Below are 16,613 nucleotides of genomic sequence, written 5' to 3' on the forward strand. Positions count from 1 at the left end.
CGGTTGCCAGCGTCATCCGGACGCCCGCATGATCGCGGTGCCGCCGGAGGATGGATTGCATGCGCCCCGTTATCGCCGCACTGGTGTTGTCGATTCTTGCCGCGCCTGCATTGGCCGCGCCGTTGCAATGCAGCGGCATCGTGTTCCTGGACGGGAACGGGAACCTCGTTCGCGACGCAAGCGAGTCGGGCGTCGCAGGCGTCAAAGTGTCCGATGGCGTGCGACTGGTCACCACTGATGCCCACGGTCGCTATTCGCTACCGCTCATTGCAGGCCGCAGCATCTTCGTGATCAAGCCTGCCGGTTATCGCGCGGCGAGCAGGACGAACGGACTTCCGGACACCTGGCTCCACCTCGCCGCCGAAAAAGGTCCAGCACTTAAATACGGTGGCATCGTCGATGGAGCGCGCAAGTGTCGTGATTTCGCGTTGCTGCCCGCGGTCCGGCAGCGTGTGCGACGCGAACTGCACGTGGTGTTGATGACGGACCCTCAGCCCAAGTCGGCCGTGGACGTGGGTTATTACGATCGCGATGTCGTGGCTTCGGTCCTGGACTACCAGAAACGCACGCCGGTCGATCTTGGACTCACGCTGGGCGACATCGTCAACGACGACCTGTCGCTGTATCCGTTGCTCAACCGCGCCACTGCCGGAATCGGCGCCCCGTGGCTGCATGTGCCGGGCAATCACGACCTCGATTTCGATGCGTCGCGCGACGAGGACTCGCTGCTGACCTGGCGCAACACCTACGGCCCCGACACGTTCGCATGGGAGGAGGCGCAGGCGGTCTTCGTTGGGCTGGACGACGTGGTTTATCGACCCGGTGCGTCGCCGGCCTATGTCGGCGGTCTGCGCGAAGAGCAATTCCAGTTTCTAGAGGCTTACCTGCCGACCGTGCCGACGGATCGACTGCTGGTCGTCGGCGTGCATATTCCTTTCTTCAACACCTCGGCCGACCCCAAAGTCGAAACGTTCCGTGCGACCGACCGCGAGCGGCTGTTCGGCTTGTTGAAGGCGTTTCCGCACGTGCTTCTGCTGAGTGGTCACAGCCACAACCAGCGACATTTCGATCACACGGCCGCCACGGGCTGGACAGGTGTCCAGCCGCTGCACGAATACAACGTCGGAGCGGCGTGCGGCGCGTTCTGGTCGGGCGTGAAGGACGCGGCGGGCATTCCCGATGCGACGATGAGCGACGGCACCCCGAACGGTTTTGCCGTACTGGAAGTCGGCTATGCAGGCCGCTATCGGCTGGCCTGGCATCCTGCGCGCGATCCCGACCGCAAGATGACACTGCATGCGCCGCGCGTGTTGCGCCATGGCGCATGGCCGGGGCAGGCGGTGTATGCGAACGTGTTCATGGGGCGCGTCGACACCCGCGTGGAATACCGGATCGACGACGGTCCATGGAAGCCGATGCAGCGCGTGGTCCAACCCGATCCGGCGCTGCTGGCCGAGAACCTGCGCGACGATGCCGCCGACGCCCTGCGCGCCTACGATCGCGCGCCGGAAGCGCTGCCGTCCCAACACCTGTGGCGCGGCGCGCTGCCTACCGACCTCACCATTGGCGAACACCACGTGACCGTACGCGCCGCCGACCTGCAGGGTCGCGGCGAGGACAACGAAGCGACGACTTCCTACCGGCTGGTGGACGCACAGCCGTAGTCGTCAGGTCCGCGCCGCGCTGATGCGGCGCACTTGCTCCCTGGATTCAGGGCGCGAGCGCGACGTCCGCGAACGACTCCACACGCGCATGGCCATGCGCGGCCTCGCCGGTGCGGGGTTGCGGGTAGTCTTCGCGACGATCGATCAGGACCGTGGCAAGGCCGGCTTCGCGCGCGGCGTCCAGCTCCTCGACCACGTCGGACAGGAAGAGGATGTCCGACGGCGCAATGTCGATGGCGTCCGCAATGCGGCGGTAGCTGTCGGCTTCGCGCTTGCCACCGATTTCGGTGTCGAACCAGCCCTTGAACATCGGCGTCAGGTCGCCCGCATCGCTGTGTCCGAAGAACAGCCGCTGCGCCGGCACGCTCCCGGAGGAATACACGTACAGCGGCAGGTCGGCGTCGTACCACGCCTGCAGCGCGGGTGCGGCATCCGGATAGATGTGCGCGGTGAAATCCACACTGCGGTAGCCGTCGGCCCAGATCATGCCCTGCAGCGCCTTGAGCGCGGTGTGCTTGCGGTCCTCGTCGATCCAGCCCTGCAGCACTTCGACAATCATCGCGTCGTCGCACATGCCGCCGTTCTCGGTGGCGACTACGTCGAGCCAGTGGCGCACGCCCGGTTCATCGCCGCGCGTGGCGACGAATTCCGGCAGCGCGCGACGTGCATACGGAAACAGCACGTCCTTCACGAACGAGATGCTGCTGGTGGTGCCTTCGATGTCGGTGAGGATGGCGCGGATGGGCATGTCGGCGACTCTTGCGTCACGCGACGTGCCGGCTGGGCACATCGCAAGGAGTGGATTGGATCGCCATGCAGCAGCGATCACGGAGGACGTCAGGCTGCGGCCTCACGGCGCGCGGCGACGAAGATCATGATGGCGAAAAACGCTTCGATGGCCGCACCGGTGAAGGCGCCCATCGTCGGGGTCGCGCTCGTCCGCGCCAGCCAGTAGCCGGCCAGCGCGAGCGCGCCGCCACAGGCCCAGTAGAGGCGCGTGCCGAACATCGTCGAGAACGTCAGGTAGCGGCCGCCGATCACCAGCAGCATCGCCGGGAAGAACCAGTCGATGCGGAAGCGCGACACGACGTACGCCAGCGGCAGCGACATCACCAGCCAGAAGGTGCTTGCCAGGGCGAGCGAACCCAGCGGATTGCCGCGGCGATGGTTGCCGGGCCGCCCGATTGCCTTGGTCAGCAGCACTGCGACCGGATGGATCAGCATGCCGCCCACGAACAGCGTCCAGATCGCGCGTTCCGGCGAGACCTGCAGGGACACCAGCGCGGCTACCAGCCAGACGGTGGCGGACGTGAGGACGCCAGGCGCGCCGCCGTAATACGCGAAGCGCATGTCGCCCTGCGCTTGTGCAATCGTCGTGGTCGACGGATCGAAGCTGTTGGAACTGGTCGACATCGTCAGCCTGCCGCGCCGGGTTCGTAACGCGGGAACTGCTGCGCGATGTCGTTGCCGGTGAAATAACCGACCCAGCCATCCGGCTCGGTGAAGAAGCGGATCGCGACGAAGCTCGGTTCCGGGCCCATGTCGAACCAGTGCAGCGTGCTGTCGGGTACCGAGACCAGGTCGCCCTGCTCACACTTCACCTCGAAGACGCGGCCGTCGACATGCAGCGTGAACAGACCGGAGCCCGCGACGAAGAAGCGGACTTCGTCTTCCTTGTGGTAGTGCTCGTCGAGGAACTTGGCGCGCATCGCGTCCTTGTTCGGGTTGTCCGGCGCGATGCTGACCACGTCGACGGAGCGGAAGCCGCGTTCCTCGATCAGGCGATCGATGTCCTCACGGTAGGCGGCCATGATGTCGTCGGACGAGTCGCCCGGGACGACCGGCTTTGTCGCGGTCCATTGCTCGAAGCCGACGCCGATCTCCGCCAGTTCCTGCGCCATCTGCGCCTGGTCGCTGGTCGTCAGCTGCGGGGTGACCGGGTTGTCCTCGGCGAAGATTCTCAGGCGGCTCATGGTGGTTGTCCGTGGGCGGGCCGAGGCCCAGCCAAAAAAGAGTGAGGGCGGGTCTTGACCCGCCGCGTGGGGTTCGACGCGACCTGGTGGCGGGTCAAGACCCGCCCTACGTGGTGCCTTGCCAGCCTGCGATCAAGCGCAGCCTTACGACCGCAGCCGTCGCAGGTCCAGCTCGCACCCCAGCAGGAACTCGAACGCCTCCAGGTGTCGGCGCGCTTCGGCCATGTCGCGACCCCAGGCGTACAAACCATGGCCGTCGATCAGGTAGCCCCACAGCGGCTGCTGGTCGAGCAGGGCATCGACCTGCGCGGCCAGCGTGTGCATGTCCTGGGTGTTGGGGAACACCGGTACGTCGATCTCGACGTCGTGCGTGGTCGTGCCGGAGAACGCCTTGAGCAGCTCGTAGCCTTCCAGGTGCACGTGGCCCATGCCGGCGTACAGGCGCGAGGCCACGGTCTGGCTGTGCGAATGGGTGTGCAGTACGCAGCCGATGTCCGGGAAGCGTTTGTACAGCTGCGTGTGCAGCAGCGTCTCCGCCGAGGATTTCAGGTCGGTGGCGACGGGCTTGCCGTCGAGGTCCACGACCATGATGTCCGACTCGTTGAGCTTGCCCTTGTCGCGCCCGGAAACGGTGATCGCGACGTGCTGGCCGTCGATGCGGCGCGAGAAGTTGCTGCTGGTCGCCGGCGTCCAGCCGCGGGCGGAGAGCTCGCGGACGCTGACGATGATCTCCATGGCGCATTGCGCCAGGTGGTTCGGGTCGTAGGGCAGGGGGGAAGTCATGGCCGGAAGTGTAGCAATCCCGCCTTTGTGATGAAGGCGAATACCCGGCAACGACCCGGCAACGAAAAAGCCCGGCCGGAGCCGGGCTTTTCGAGGCAGTCGCCGAATCCCTTACGGACCGGTGCTGGGGCCTTCATGCACCAGCGGATCGGGCGGCAGCTTCTCGCCGAAGCCGTGGAGCAGGTGTTCGTTGCCCGGTGCCAGGTGGCTGCGACGACGGGCGAACAGGAAGTACACCACCAGGCCGATCACGGCCCATACGCAGAAGAACTTGATGGTCGGATTCCAGCCGAGGCTGAAGAACAGCAGGATGCAGCCCGCCATCGCCAGCGGACCGACGATCCACACCAGCGGGGTGCGGAACGGACGCGGGCGGTTCGGCTCGGTCTTGCGCAGCACCATCACGCCTGCCGCGACCATGAAGAACGCGAACAGCGTGCCGGCGTTGGAGATGTCGGCCAGCGCGCCAACCGGGAACAGTGCAGCGAAGAACGCCACGAAGACGCCGGTGATCCACGTCACCACGTGCGGGGTGTGGAACTTCGGGTGCACGCGCGACAGCGCTTCGGGCATCAGGCCGTCACGGGACATGGTGAACAGGATGCGGGTCTGGCCGAACATCATCATCAGCACCACCGACGGCAGGGCGATGATGGCAGCGCCTGCGACCAGGTCACCGACCCGCGGCCAGCCGATCGTGCGCAGCACGAACGCCAGCGGTTCCTTGCTCTGCGACAGCGGGCCGCCCGGCTGGGCACCCATCGAACCCACCGCGGTGTACGCGACGAGCAGATAGAACACGGTGCAGATGGCCAGCGAACCGATCAGGCCGATCGGGATGTTGCGATTCGGGTTCTTGGTTTCTTCCGCTGCGGTAGAGACCGCGTCGAAACCGACGTAAGCGAAGAAGATCGACGCCGCGGCGCCCAGCACGCCCACGCCCGACAGCGGAGTGCCCCAGCCGTTGGGCAGCATCGGCTTGAAGTTGGCCGCATCGACCGCCGGGAACGCCAGCATGACGAAGGCAGTCAGCGCAGCGATCTTGATCATCACCAGTACGGCCGTGACCTTGGCCGACTTGGAGGTGCCGATCACCAGCAGCCAGGTCACCAGCAGTGCCAGCAGGAAGGCGATCAGGTTGAAGCTGCCCGTGGCGGTAGTGCCGTCAGCCAGCGTGATCGTGTCGAACGGACCTGCGGTCAACGCTGCGGGCAAGCCCATGTTGTGGGCCGCGAGGAAGCCGTTGGCGTAGCCGGACCAACCCACCGACACCGCACCGGCCGCGACCGCGTACTCGAGAATCAAGGCCCAGCCGACCATCCAGGCGATCAGTTCACCCAGCACGGCATAGGAATAGGTATAGGCGGAGCCGGAGACCGGCACCATCGCGGCGATCTCGGAGTAGATCAGCGCGGTCAGCGCGCAGACGATGCCGGCGATGATGAACGAGTACAACATGCCTGGGCCGGCCTTGTTGGCCGCCACCGCGGTCAGCACGAAGATGCCCGTGCCGATGACCGCGCCGATGCCGAGCATCGTCAGGTCGAAAGCGCCGAGCTGGCGCGTCAGTGCGCGCTTGCCGGCGGTTTCAAGAATAAGGTCCAGCGGTTTCCTGCGTTGGAACAGCATTGCGTTCTCCCCAAAAGCGGTTTGACCAGACACACGGATTCCGCAAAGGGGCGGTACGTGAGCCGCCGAACCATACCCTGCGGCAGCGCAAGGGCACAAGGTGGAACTCAGTGGGGCGATAATTGCCGCCCGCACTCAATCGCCATCCGAATTTCCGAGCCTGATGAACGACATTTCCGCCCCTTCCAACATCCGGCCTGGAATTGATGCACTGCATCATGCGCTCGCGCACTACGCCCAGCGATGGCCGCGGGAGGCGGAAACGGCAGACATGTTTGGCGGGTTGCTCGCTGAAGCGGATATCGACGGCGCGGCGGACCCGTTCACGCGCGACCGGCTGGCGGGGCATTTCACCGCCTCGTCCTGGTTGCTGGATCGTGCGGGCCAGCGCGTCCTTCTCACCCATCACCGCAAGCTGGACCGCTGGCTTCAGCTCGGCGGCCACGCCGATGGTGATCGCGACCTCGCCCGCGTGGCGCTGCGCGAGGCCGAAGAGGAATCCGGCTTGACCGGATTGACCGTCGAGCCGGAGATCCTCGACCTGGACCGCCACTGGATTCCCGAACGCGGCGACGTGCCGGGGCACTGGCACTACGACGCCCGTTTCGTCGTGCATGCAGGCGAGAGCGACGCGTTCGTGGTCAGCGAGGAGTCCCATGACCTCGCCTGGCGCGACATCAATGACATTGCCGACGACGAGACGCTGGATCCGTCACTGCGGCGCATGGCCCACAAATGGCTCGGCCGCGGCGGGCGGGTTTCCGGAGTGGAAAGTTGAGCGACATCCCGTCACCGCTACGCCCTGGGCGCGTTGTCGAAGGGCCCACTGCGACGCCGGAAATCCAGCCAGCGTCCTTCGACTCCGCTTCGCTACGCTAGGACGAGCGGGTGGAAGGGTTGATGCGTCGACCGGATCGACTCAATACAGGATGCGCGTACGCAGCGTCCCCGGAATCGCCGCCAGTGCCTCGCGCAGCGCGTCGGCCTGTTCGTCCGTCGCGCTGACATCGATCACCACGTAGCCGACCTGCGCATGCGTGCGCAGGAACTGACCATCGATGTTGACGCCGGCGCGCGAGAACAGGTCGTTCACCTGTGACAGCATGCCCGGCACGTTGCGATGGATGTGCAGGAAGCGCGTGCTGCCGGTGTGTTCGGGCAGGGTGACTTCCGGGAAATTCACCGCGGAGAGAGTCGAGCCATTGTCGCTGTAGCGGATCAGCTTGGCCGCGACCTCGGTGCCGATGTTGTCCTGCGCCTCCAGCGTGCTGCCGCCGATGTGCGGGGTCAGCAGCACGTTGTCCACGCCGGCCAGCGGCGAGACGAAGGCGTCGTCGTTGCCCTTGGGTTCGGCGGGGAACACGTCCACCGCGGCACCACCGATCTGCCCGGACTTGAGTGCCTCAGCCAGCGCGTCGATGTCGACCACCGTGCCGCGCGATGCATTGATCAGGTGTGCGCCACGACGCATCTTCGCGATCTGCTTCGCGCCGATCATCATCCGCGTGGCCGGCGTTTCCGGCACGTGCAGGGTGACGATGTCGCTGTTGGCCAGCAGGTTGTCCAGGCCCGCGCTGGTGCGCGCGTTGCCCAGCGAGAGCTTGGCTTCGATGTCGTGGAAGATCACGTTCATGCCCAGCGCTTCGGCAATGACGCCGACCTGGGTGCCGATGTGTCCGTAGCCCACAATCCCGATCGTCTTGCCACGTACTTCGTGGCTGCCGGCAGCGGATTTCGACCAGCCGCCGCGGTGGCATTCCGCGTTTTTCTGCGGGATGCCGCGCATCAGCATGATGGCTTCGGCGACGACGAGTTCGGCGACGCTGCGGGTGTTGGAGTAGGGCGCGTTGAAGACCGGAATGCCGGCGAGTTCAGCGGCGTCCAGGTCGACCTGGTTGGTGCCGATGCAGAAGCAGCCGATCGCGATCAGGCGACGCGCTTCGGCCAGTACCTCGGCAGTGAGGTGGCTGCGCGAGCGGATGCCGATGATGTGCGCCTCGGCGATGCGACGCTTGAGTTCGGCTTCCGGCAGGGATTTGTCGTGGGTCTCGATCTGCGAATACCCCGCGGCGCGGAAGCTGTCCACGGCGGTCTGGCTCAGGCCTTCCAGCAGCAGGACGCGGATGTCGCTCTTGGGGTAGGAGGTCTTCTGGGTCACGGGCAGTGCGCACAAGTACGGGGCGGCTGACTATGACAGGATCGGACGCGTTTGTGCTGCATCGCACCACTAGCGCCACGCGGCTGTGGCTGGCAGGCTGGCGGCATGACCGATGCCCGCCTTTCCCGCCTGCTTGAGCGTCTGCCCGCCCTGCGGCTGATGACCGAATCCGCCGACCTGGAGCACTACGGCCGCGACTGGACCCGGCGCTGGATGCCGGCACCGCTGGCCATCGCATTGCCCGCGAGCGTCGAGGAAGTGCAGGGCATCGTGATCTGGGCGAACGAGGAGGGCGTGGCGATCGTGCCATCGGGTGGTCGCACCGGCCTGTCGGGTGGCGCCGTGGCGGCCCAGGGCGAACTGGTCGTCAGCCTGGAGCGCATGAACCGCGTGATCGGCTTCGACACCATCGACCGCACCCTGGTCGTGCAGGCCGGCATCCCGCTGGAGGCCGCCCAGAACGCCGCACGCGAGCACGGCCTGGCCTATCCGGTGGATTTCGCCGCGCGGGGCTCGTGTTCGATCGGCGGCAACATCGCGACCAATGCCGGCGGCATCCGCGTGATCCGCTATGGCAACACCCGCGAGTGGATCGCCGGCCTGAAGGTGGTCACCGGCGCCGGCGACGTGCTGGAGCTCAACCGCGGCCTGATCAAGAACTCCAGCGGCTACGACCTGCGCCAGCTCTTCATCGGCGCGGAAGGCACGCTGGGGCTGGTGGTGGAAGCGACGCTGCGGCTCACGGACCCGCCGCCGCCGACCAACGTCATGCTGCTGGCGTTGCCATCGTTCGACGTGTTGATGCAGGTGTTCGCGGCGTTCCGCGAGCGGCTGGTGCTGGAGGCTTTCGAGTTCTTCACCGACCGCGCGCTGCACCACGTGCTGGCGCACGGCGGACAGAATCCGTTCGACGACGTGCATCCGTACTACGTGGTCACCGAGTTCGCCATTGGCGACGACGCGCAGCAGGCCACGGCGCTGGGCGCGTTCGAACATTGCGTGGCGCAGGGTTGGGTGAGCGACGGCGTGATCAGCCAGAGCGATGCGCAGGCCGCGCAGCTATGGCGCCTGCGCGAAGGCATCACCGAGAGCCTGGCGCCGCGCAAACCGTACAAGAACGACGTGTCCGTGCGCATCTCCGCGATGCCGGCGTTCCTGGCGCAGACGCAGGAGCTGCTGTCGCGCGAATACCCGGAATTCGACGTCGTGTGGTTTGGCCACATCGGCGACGGCAACCTGCATATCAACGTGCTCGGGCCGCAGGGCATGGACGATGGCGAATTCGTCCGTCAGTGCGAGCGCGTGACCAAGCTGCTCTCGCAGGTGCTGGCGCAGCACGGCGGCAGCATATCGGCCGAGCACGGCATCGGGCTGGTGAAGAAGCCCTACCTGCTGGGTACGCGCAGCGCGGAGGAAGTCGCGGTGATGCGCGGCGTGAAGCGCGTGCTGGATCCCAACGGGATCATGAATCCGGGAAAGGTGTTCGACTAGGCGGCGCCGGAGCGTCGCGCTCCTGAGCGATCGTCATCATCTATAGGCTCGCGCGGGATTCCGGAAAGGTCGCGAAGGCTTCTGGAAGGGTTGCGAAGGCTTCTGGAAGGGTTGCGAAGGCTTCTGGAAGGGTTGCGAAGGCTTCTGGAAGGGTTGCGAAGGCTTCTGGAAGGGTTGCGAGCCGGGCTCGGCACTACAGGAAAGCAGAAGGGGCCCTGAAGGCCCCTTTTACTGCAAGTCCATCCACCGCCCGCGAGCGGAACGGTGGATGCAGACGGATCTACGTCAATCCGCGCGACCGGCGAACTCGCCCGTCGTCGTGTTCACCAGCACTTTCTCGCCGCTGCCGATGTACTCGGGAACCATGATCTCGATGCCGGTGGACAGCTTGGCCGGCTTCGGACGCTTGGTCGCGGTGCCACCCTTGAGCTCCGGCGGCGTTTCGATCACTTCGATCGCCACGCTCTGCGGCAGCTGCAGGGCGACGGGCTGGTCGTCGATGATCTGCACATAGCAGCCGCTGAGGTCGTCGACGATGTAGCCGGCGGCATCGCCCACCACGTCGGCGTCGAGCGTGTACGGCGTGTAGTCCTCGTCGTCGAGGAACACGAACGCGTCGCCGTCCTTGTACGAATACGTCGCCTGGCGGCGGCTGAGCTCGACTTCCTTGAGCTCGTCCTCGGCGCCCATGCTCACGTCGAGCTTCACGCCACCGGGCACGCTGTACATGGTGAAACGGTACTTCACGTTGCCGCCGCGGCCCTGCGGCGAACTGCGTTCGATGTCGCGGACCTGGTAGACGCCGTTGTTGTGTTCGACAACGTTGCCTTTCTTGATGTCGTAAGCCTTCATGGTGATTGCCGTTTGTTTTCGAGGGTGCGGTAGATGCGTTCGTTGATGAGCCAGGTCAGCGCCGCCCAGAACAGGCTGCCAACCGCGCACAGCACGGCGGCGACGCCGAGTAGCAGCCCGAACCGGGGATGCGCGGGTCCGAACGTGATCCAGACCATCGCCAGCGATCCCAGGAACATGAGACCGCCCCACCGGAGCAGCCCCTGCACCAGCAGGAAGCGCAGCGGGCCGCGGGCACGGATCGCGGGCCAACGGCGCGCGATCCAGCTGGTTGCGTAGCTGCCGTGGTCGCTGTTATTGGTCACTTCGGCGCCAGTCGCGTCGCGCCATCCAGGCGGATGGTTTCGCCATTGAGGTAGGTGTTGCGCAGGATGTACGCGACGAGGTCGGCGAACTCCTCCGGCTTGCCCAGGCGCGACGGGAACGGAATCGATGCGGCCAGCGACTGCTGCACGGCTTCGGGCATGCCATCGACCATCGGCGTCCAGAAGATGCCCGGGGCGACGGTCATCACGCGGATGCCGAAGCGGGCGAGTTCGCGTGCCATCGGCAGGGTCATGCCGACCACGCCGCCCTTCGATGCGGAATACGCGGCCTGGCCGATCTGGCCCTCATAGGCGGCGACCGATGCGGTGTGGATGATCACGCCGCGCTCGCCGTCGGTGCCGGCGTCGTTGTTCTGCATCAGCGCGGCGGCGGCCTTGGCGACGTTGAAGCTGCCGACCAGGTTGACCATCACGGTGGTCTGGAACTGCGACAGCGCCATCGGGCCGTCCTTGCCCAGCACGCGGCCGGCACCCAGGATGCCCGCGCAATTGATCGCGGCGTTCAGGCCGCCGAGGAATTCCTTCGCGGCGGCGATGTTGGTGGCGACGCCGTCTTCGTTGCTGACGTCGGTCTTGAAATAGTGCGCGTTGCCCGCGCCGAGCTCGGCGACGGCGGCCGCGCCCTTGTCGTCGTTGACGTCGAACAGGGCGACCTTGGCACCGTTGGCGACCAGGTGCTGGGCGACGGCGAAGCCGAGGCCGGAAACGCCGCCGGTGATGACGGCGCGGACGGTGTTGAGCTGCATGGGGAAGTCCTGGTGGGCGAAAGCGGGGATTTTAGCGTAGGGCGGGCCTTGGCCCGCCGCCGTCGCGTGCAGGATGTTTCGGCCTGGATGGGTTGATGCGATCCGGCTTGGGGGAGCTAGCTGTCGGAGATTTGGCGGACGGGCGAATGGCGGGCCAAGGCCTGCCCTACGTCGTGATCAGGCGTCGTCCGGATCGGAGTTGGACGCATCGGCCTGTCGCGCCAGGATCCGTTGCAGGACCCCGGCGTGGGACTCCACGGGCGCGTGGAATTCGTACAGATAGAAGGTGTTGCAGCCGCCATGCCCGGTGCGGCCCATCGGGGCGTCGATGCGGTGGAAGCCCGAGCGCTCATAGAGACGGATGGCATCGCCCATGCCGCGCATGGTTTCCAGGTAGCAGCGCTTGAAACCCAGTCGCCGCGCGGCGTCCAGGCAGTGCACCATCAGCCCGGTACCTGCCCCCTGGCCGCGCAGTTGCGGCAGGAAGTACATCTTGCGCATTTCACAGGTGTCCGGATCACCGCCCTCCAGCGGGGCGATGCCGCCGCCGCCCATCACCCGCTTGTCGACCTCGACGACGAAGTACGCGCAGCGCGGTTGCGAATAGGCGCGCTGCATCCAGTCCACTTCGGGATCGTTGATCGCGAAGCCGCTGCCGACGGCGCCGAATTCTGGCATCACGCTGCGGATGATGCCGGCGATCTCGCCGTCGTCACGGGCTTCGATGGGACGGATCTTCCAGTGCTGCACGGGTGTCACGCTTTCTCCTCGTGGGGTGTGAATTGCGCCTGCATGTCGTCCCCGGCGATGCCCGGCGAGAACAGGAAGCCCTGGCCGATGGTGACACCCATCTCGATGAGGAAGGCGCGCTGGCGTTCGGTTTCGATGCCCTCGGCCACCAGCCCCAGTCCGAGGCTGCGGGCGATGCCGTGGACGGCCTGGCATACGGCGACGTCCGACTTGCGATCAGGCACGCCCTGTACGAACAGCTGGCTGATCTTGAGGCCGTGGATCGGCAGGCGACGCAGGTAGTTGAGCGCGCTGTAGCCTTCGCCGAAATCGTCAATGGTCAGCACCACGCCCATGTCGCGCAGCGCGGCGAAGGTGCGCACGGTGTCGGGCGCGTCCTCGATCAGCACGCGCTCGGTGAATTCCAGTTCCAGTGCGTGGCCGGGCAGGCCGGATTCAGCCAGGGCAGTGCGTACGTGTTCGGCCAGGTCCTCGCCGAGGAACTGGCGGTATGACACGTTGACGGCGATGCGTTCCAGCTCCAGTCCGCGATCGCGCCAGCGGCGCATCTGCCGGCAGGCTTCGCGCAGCACCCAGCCGCCGATGCCGACGATATCGCCGGTGGTTTCGGCGTGGCTGATGAAGTGGTCCGGGCGCATCTCGCCGAGCATGCGGTTGCTCCAGCGGATCAGCGCTTCGGCCGCGACGACTTTGCCGGTCGCGATGTCGACCAGCGGCTGGTAGACCAGGGTGAATTCGTCGTTGGTGACGGCGCGGCGCAGGTGGGTTTCCAGTTGCAGGCGCTGCAGCTGTCGCTCCGCCAGTTCCGCGGTGAAGGTCTGCCAGTCGTTGCGGCCGCGGCGCTTGCTGTCGTACATGGCGACGTCGGCGTTCTGGATCAGCTGCTGCGCGCGGCGGCCGTCGATGGGCGCCTGCGCGATGCCGATGCTGGCGGTGATGTTGAATTCCTCGCCGTCCATGCGGAAGCTCTCGCCGAACGCCTGCAGGATCGCGTCGGCGAGGCGCTCGGGGCGGGTGGGTTCGTCGCCGGTGGAACACACGACGAGGAATTCGTCGCCGCCAAACCGTGCGATCAGTCCCTCGCTGCCGATGGCGCGCTGGATGCGACGGGCCGCGGCGGTCAGCAGGCGGTCGCCGGCCGAATGACCGAGGACGTCGTTGACGATCTTGAAGCGGTCCAGGTCGATGTAGAGCACGGCGACCTTCGCCATCGACGCTTCCGCCAGTCGCGCCTCCAGTTCTTCCAGTACCGCGTCGCGGTTGAACAGGCCGGTGAGCGGGTCGGTGCGCGCCTGCACGCGCAATGTTTCCTCGGCCTGCTTGCGCTCGGTGATGTCCTGCAGCGTGCCGACGAGGTGCGTGCCGGTCGGGTCGGCGATTTCGGCTTCGCCGATCACGCGGATCCAGAACAGGCGGCCGTTCGCCTGCCAGCCCTGCAGGTCCAGGTTGAGGCTGCGGCCGTGTTCGACCGCGTGGTCCAGCGCGGTGCGCAGGCGACGGCGGTCGGGCTCGCGCAGGCAGGCGAGCAGTTCGTCCATGCGCTCGGGCGGGTGCGACTGGCCGAGGATGTGGTGTGCTTCGTGGGTGAGGTAGAGCGAGTCGCGGCCGGTGTCCCACTCCCAGCCGCCGATGTGGGCCAGCGCCTGGGCGCGATCGAACAGCGCGCTGTCGCGCTTGAGTCCGGTGACGTCGGAGAACAGCGAAATCACCTGGTCCGGGCGGGTGCTGCCGGGGGCGAACTGCGGTACGCAGGTCACCGACAGCCATTTCAGCTGGCGCCGGCGGCGGTTGTAGAAACCGAGCACGGTGCTCTCGACGATCTTGCCGGTGCGCAGCGCGTAGGTGGCCGGCTGTTCGTCCTGTGCGACCTCGTGGCCGTGCTGGTCGAAGGTCTGCCAGTTTTCCGCCTGCAGGTCGTCCTCGAGCGTGCGTCCAGCGTCCAGGTCGAGGATGCGCATCGCCGCCGGATTGACGTGGACGATGTGGCCGTCGGCGTTGCGGACGATGATGCCCTTGTCGATCGCCTCCATCAGTTCGCGATACAGCAGCTCGGCGGCATGCCGGCCGCTGAGGTCGCGCGCAACGGCGACGATCCGCTTCTTGCCGTCGTCCTCGAAGCCGGCCGAATGCACTTCCACCGGGAAGCGCGTGCCGTCGGCGCGCATGTTGGTGACTTCGATGACGAAGGTTTCGCCGCGGTTGAGCGTGTCCCACACCGGCCGCAGGTGGTCGCGTGGCAGGTCGGGGTTGAGGAACTCGATCGGCTTGTTGACGATCTCCTCCAGCGGACGCTGGTAGGCGGCCATCCCCGCCTTGTTGACGTCGAGCACGGTGCCGTCCCAGTCGAGGATGCTCACCGGGTCGGGCACGGCGTCGAACACGGCGCGGTAGCGGTTCCGTTCGGCGACGGCTGCGGTTTCGGCATCGCGCAATGCGTCGCGTGCCTGCTGCAGCAGCGTGCGGATGTGCGCGGGGAGATTGGGGTCGTTGCAGGCGTGTTCCAGCGCCGCCAGCGTGGCCGGACCATCACTCGCCGGGGCGGGTGACGGGACGACCTGCAGCGGCGTCTTCGGGGTCATTTCGCGCCCAGTGCCTTCCCGACCTTGCTGCCGGTTTCCCTGTTGAGCAGTGCGGCGAGCCAGCGTCCGGTGTCGGCGAGCCTGTCCAGGTCGATGCCGGTTTCCACGCCCAGTCCGTGCAGCATGTAGACCACGTCCTCGCTGGCGACGTTGCCGCTCGCTCCCTTGGCGTACGGACAGCCACCCGCGCCGGAGACCGCCGAATCGACCACGCCGACGCCTTCCTCCAGGCACGCGAGGATGTTGGACAGCGCCTGGCCGTAGGTGTCATGGAAGTGCACGGCCAGCGCGGGCATCGGCACTTCGGCGGCGACGGCCTTGAGCATCGCGCGTGCCTTGCCCGGCGTGCCGACGCCGATGGTGTCGCCCAGCGAGATCTCGTAGCAGCCCATCGCGTGCAGCGCCTTTGCGACGCGCACCACGTCGACTACGGGAACTTCACCCTGGTAGGGGCAGCCCAGCACGGTGGAGACGTAGCCGCGCACCTTCACGCCGTCGGTCTGGGCGCGCTGCATCACCGGCGCGAAGCGCGCGAGCGATTCGTCGATGCTGGCGTTGATGTTCTTCTGGTTGAACGCTTCCGACGCCGCGGTGAACACCGCGATTTCGGTCACGCCGACGGCGCGGGCGCGTTCGTAACCCTGTTCGTTGGGGACGAGTACCGGGTAGGCGATTCCCGGTTGCCGGGCGATGCCGGTGTAGACCTCCGCCGCGTCGGCGAGCTGCGGCACCCACTTGGGGCTGACGAAGCTGGTGGCTTCGATGCTGCGCAAGCCGGTGGCGGAGAGACGGTCGATCAGCGCGATCTTGTCGGCCGTCGCGATGATCGTCTTTTCATTCTGCAGCCCGTCGCGCGGGCCGACTTCTACGATGCGTACGGAAGGAGTCATGGAGTCGGTGTGGTTGCGGCCGGTTCGGCATCGCGCCGCAATATCAGGAAGGGTTCCGTGCTGAACATCTTCGGGTTGCGGTCCAGCATAGCGGCAATCTGTTCCGGCGTTCCTGTTACCAGGTTCCCGTAGGTCGGTCCGGGAGCGATGGGGGCGTCGTCGGGTTTGGGCGTCCCGTCGGCTGCGCCCCCGGAGGATGCCTGGGGCGGTGCCAGCAACCGCACGGGTGTGCTTTCTTTTTCGCTGAAGCCGGGCAGCTTGTGCTTTTTGATCGCGGCGGCGACCCAGACGTGGTCGGGTTCGAAGATGCGGATCTCATTACCTTGCCGGACGTAGCGGTGGAGCGTCTTGCCGCAGTGCGCCTTGTCGAAGCATTCAGTTGCGTCGCCTTCGGAGCGCAGGTGCAGGTACTGGCCGTGCGCTGTGCTGACCAGCGTCAGCGTCACCGATTTCTGTTCAGGCGCTTCGCCGGGCTTGGTGAACGTGGTCGACGTGCAGCCGTCGTTGATCGCCAGCGTTTCGTCGGCCTTGCCATCCGGATGCCAGCGTCCGGGCCAAGCGCTGTCGCAGGTGGTGACCTGGCCCTGCGGGAACGTCTCGAACAGGGTGGTCGAGCATCCCGTCGTCGCCAGCATCAGCAGTGCGGGCGGGAGGAATCCCAGCAGCGCCTTGGGCATGGCTCGATCCTCGAGGGTGAGTGGGCGCGCGGATTTCTGCGCGCCCATGCTTTGGGCCAACGTCGAAGCGGCTCCGGTACGGCCGGTGTCGAACC

Annotated in this window: 16 protein-coding genes; 3 read left to right on the top strand and 13 right to left on the bottom strand. The window is 66.4% G+C overall.

Annotated elements, in window-relative coordinates; translation table 11 throughout:
* Window positions 1–59: 59 nt before the first annotated feature.
* Window positions 60–1,664 (top strand): calcineurin-like phosphoesterase C-terminal domain-containing protein, encoded by a 1,605-nt coding sequence (locus ACYVD7_RS07025; protein WP_460760859.1) that lies wholly within the window; start codon window positions 60–62, stop codon window positions 1,662–1,664.
* Window positions 1,665–1,710: 46 nt separating this feature from the next.
* Here the strand turns inward: ACYVD7_RS07025 and mtnC are convergent, their stop codons facing one another.
* The 5 genes from mtnC to ACYVD7_RS07050 form a co-directional block, all read right to left on the bottom strand.
* Window positions 1,711–2,412 carry an acireductone synthase gene (gene mtnC, locus ACYVD7_RS07030; RefSeq protein ID WP_460760862.1) on the bottom strand — a complete coding sequence of 234 codons (702 nt, stop codon included), beginning with the start codon at window positions 2,410–2,412 and terminating at the stop codon, window positions 1,711–1,713.
* A gap of 89 nt (window positions 2,413–2,501) precedes the next feature.
* Window positions 2,502–3,077, bottom strand: a complete 576-nt coding sequence (locus ACYVD7_RS07035) for a DUF7010 family protein (protein WP_460760865.1) — start codon at window positions 3,075–3,077, stop codon at window positions 2,502–2,504.
* Window positions 3,078–3,079: 2 nt separating this feature from the next.
* Window positions 3,080–3,637, bottom strand: coding sequence for a 1,2-dihydroxy-3-keto-5-methylthiopentene dioxygenase (locus ACYVD7_RS07040; RefSeq protein ID WP_460760868.1), 558 nt, complete (start codon window positions 3,635–3,637; stop codon window positions 3,080–3,082).
* A gap of 144 nt (window positions 3,638–3,781) precedes the next feature.
* Window positions 3,782–4,420: a methylthioribulose 1-phosphate dehydratase gene (locus ACYVD7_RS07045; RefSeq protein ID WP_460760871.1), complete on the bottom strand. Its 639-nt coding sequence runs from the start codon at window positions 4,418–4,420 to the stop codon at window positions 3,782–3,784.
* 111 nt (window positions 4,421–4,531) lie between these two features.
* Window positions 4,532–6,049, bottom strand: a complete 1,518-nt coding sequence (locus ACYVD7_RS07050) for an amino acid permease (protein WP_460760873.1) — start codon at window positions 6,047–6,049, stop codon at window positions 4,532–4,534.
* 163 nt (window positions 6,050–6,212) lie between these two features.
* On the opposite strand from ACYVD7_RS07050, the gene ACYVD7_RS07055 reads away from it, so the two are divergent.
* On the top strand, window positions 6,213–6,827 hold the full coding sequence (locus tag ACYVD7_RS07055) for an NUDIX hydrolase (RefSeq protein ID WP_460760875.1): 615 nt from the start codon (window positions 6,213–6,215) through the stop codon (window positions 6,825–6,827).
* A gap of 141 nt (window positions 6,828–6,968) precedes the next feature.
* On the opposite strand, the gene serA is transcribed toward ACYVD7_RS07055, so the two are convergent.
* On the bottom strand, window positions 6,969–8,207 hold the full coding sequence (gene serA, locus ACYVD7_RS07060) for a phosphoglycerate dehydrogenase (protein WP_460760878.1): 1,239 nt from the start codon (window positions 8,205–8,207) through the stop codon (window positions 6,969–6,971).
* Between the two features lie 105 nt (window positions 8,208–8,312).
* Here serA and ACYVD7_RS07065 point away from each other — a divergent pair, with 105 nt between their 5' ends.
* On the top strand, window positions 8,313–9,698 hold the full coding sequence (locus ACYVD7_RS07065; protein WP_460760880.1) for an FAD-binding oxidoreductase: 1,386 nt from the start codon (window positions 8,313–8,315) through the stop codon (window positions 9,696–9,698).
* A 285-nt stretch (window positions 9,699–9,983) separates the two neighbouring features.
* On the opposite strand, the gene yeiP is transcribed toward ACYVD7_RS07065, so the two are convergent.
* The 7 genes from yeiP to ACYVD7_RS07100 form a co-directional block, all read right to left on the bottom strand.
* A complete protein-coding gene (gene yeiP, locus ACYVD7_RS07070) occupies window positions 9,984–10,550 on the bottom strand; it encodes an elongation factor P-like protein YeiP (protein ID WP_460760883.1) in 567 nt (188 codons plus the stop codon).
* A complete protein-coding gene (locus ACYVD7_RS07075) occupies window positions 10,547–10,855 on the bottom strand; it encodes a hypothetical protein (RefSeq protein ID WP_460760886.1) in 309 nt (102 codons plus the stop codon). The genes yeiP and ACYVD7_RS07075 overlap by 4 nt, the downstream gene beginning before the upstream one ends.
* Window positions 10,852–11,622, bottom strand: a complete 771-nt coding sequence (locus ACYVD7_RS07080; RefSeq protein WP_460760889.1) for an SDR family NAD(P)-dependent oxidoreductase — start codon at window positions 11,620–11,622, stop codon at window positions 10,852–10,854. The genes ACYVD7_RS07075 and ACYVD7_RS07080 overlap by 4 nt, the downstream gene beginning before the upstream one ends.
* Before the next feature lie 177 nt (window positions 11,623–11,799).
* On the bottom strand, window positions 11,800–12,381 hold the full coding sequence (locus tag ACYVD7_RS07085) for a GNAT family N-acetyltransferase (protein ID WP_460760891.1): 582 nt from the start codon (window positions 12,379–12,381) through the stop codon (window positions 11,800–11,802).
* A complete protein-coding gene (locus ACYVD7_RS07090) occupies window positions 12,378–14,951 on the bottom strand; it encodes a sensor domain-containing protein (RefSeq protein WP_460760894.1) in 2,574 nt (857 codons plus the stop codon). Before ACYVD7_RS07090 ends, ACYVD7_RS07085 begins: the two co-directional genes overlap by 4 nt.
* Window positions 14,948–15,841, bottom strand: coding sequence for a hydroxymethylglutaryl-CoA lyase (locus ACYVD7_RS07095; RefSeq protein ID WP_460760897.1), 894 nt, complete (start codon window positions 15,839–15,841; stop codon window positions 14,948–14,950). Before ACYVD7_RS07095 ends, ACYVD7_RS07090 begins: the two co-directional genes overlap by 4 nt.
* Window positions 15,838–16,518, bottom strand: a complete 681-nt coding sequence (locus tag ACYVD7_RS07100) for a hypothetical protein (RefSeq protein WP_460760899.1) — start codon at window positions 16,516–16,518, stop codon at window positions 15,838–15,840. Before ACYVD7_RS07100 ends, ACYVD7_RS07095 begins: the two co-directional genes overlap by 4 nt.
* Window positions 16,519–16,613: the final 95 nt, after the last annotated feature.

This window comes from Lysobacter fragariae (assembly GCF_054779775.1).

Excerpts from the sequence above, each read along its gene's own strand:
- ACYVD7_RS07095 (WP_460760897.1), bottom strand. The coding sequence starts at position 15,841 with ATGACTCCTTCCGTACGCATCGTAGAAGTCGGCCCGCGCGACGGGCTG.
- ACYVD7_RS07090 (WP_460760894.1), bottom strand. The coding sequence starts at position 14,951 with ATGACCCCGAAGACGCCGCTGCAGGTCGTCCCGTCACCCGCCCCGGCG.
- yeiP (WP_460760883.1), bottom strand. The coding sequence starts at position 10,550 with ATGAAGGCTTACGACATCAAGAAAGGCAACGTTGTCGAACACAACAAC.
- mtnC (WP_460760862.1), bottom strand. The coding sequence starts at position 2,412 with ATGCCCATCCGCGCCATCCTCACCGACATCGAAGGCACCACCAGCAGC.
- ACYVD7_RS07025 (WP_460760859.1), top strand. The coding sequence starts at position 60 with ATGCGCCCCGTTATCGCCGCACTGGTGTTGTCGATTCTTGCCGCGCCT.
- ACYVD7_RS07065 (WP_460760880.1), top strand. The coding sequence starts at position 8,313 with ATGACCGATGCCCGCCTTTCCCGCCTGCTTGAGCGTCTGCCCGCCCTG.
- ACYVD7_RS07080 (WP_460760889.1), bottom strand. The coding sequence starts at position 11,622 with ATGCAGCTCAACACCGTCCGCGCCGTCATCACCGGCGGCGTTTCCGGC.
- ACYVD7_RS07055 (WP_460760875.1), top strand. The coding sequence starts at position 6,213 with ATGAACGACATTTCCGCCCCTTCCAACATCCGGCCTGGAATTGATGCA.
- ACYVD7_RS07045 (WP_460760871.1), bottom strand. The coding sequence starts at position 4,420 with ATGACTTCCCCCCTGCCCTACGACCCGAACCACCTGGCGCAATGCGCC.
- ACYVD7_RS07035 (WP_460760865.1), bottom strand. The coding sequence starts at position 3,077 with ATGTCGACCAGTTCCAACAGCTTCGATCCGTCGACCACGACGATTGCA.
- ACYVD7_RS07100 (WP_460760899.1), bottom strand. The coding sequence starts at position 16,518 with ATGCCCAAGGCGCTGCTGGGATTCCTCCCGCCCGCACTGCTGATGCTG.
- ACYVD7_RS07040 (WP_460760868.1), bottom strand. The coding sequence starts at position 3,637 with ATGAGCCGCCTGAGAATCTTCGCCGAGGACAACCCGGTCACCCCGCAG.
- ACYVD7_RS07050 (WP_460760873.1), bottom strand. The coding sequence starts at position 6,049 with ATGCTGTTCCAACGCAGGAAACCGCTGGACCTTATTCTTGAAACCGCC.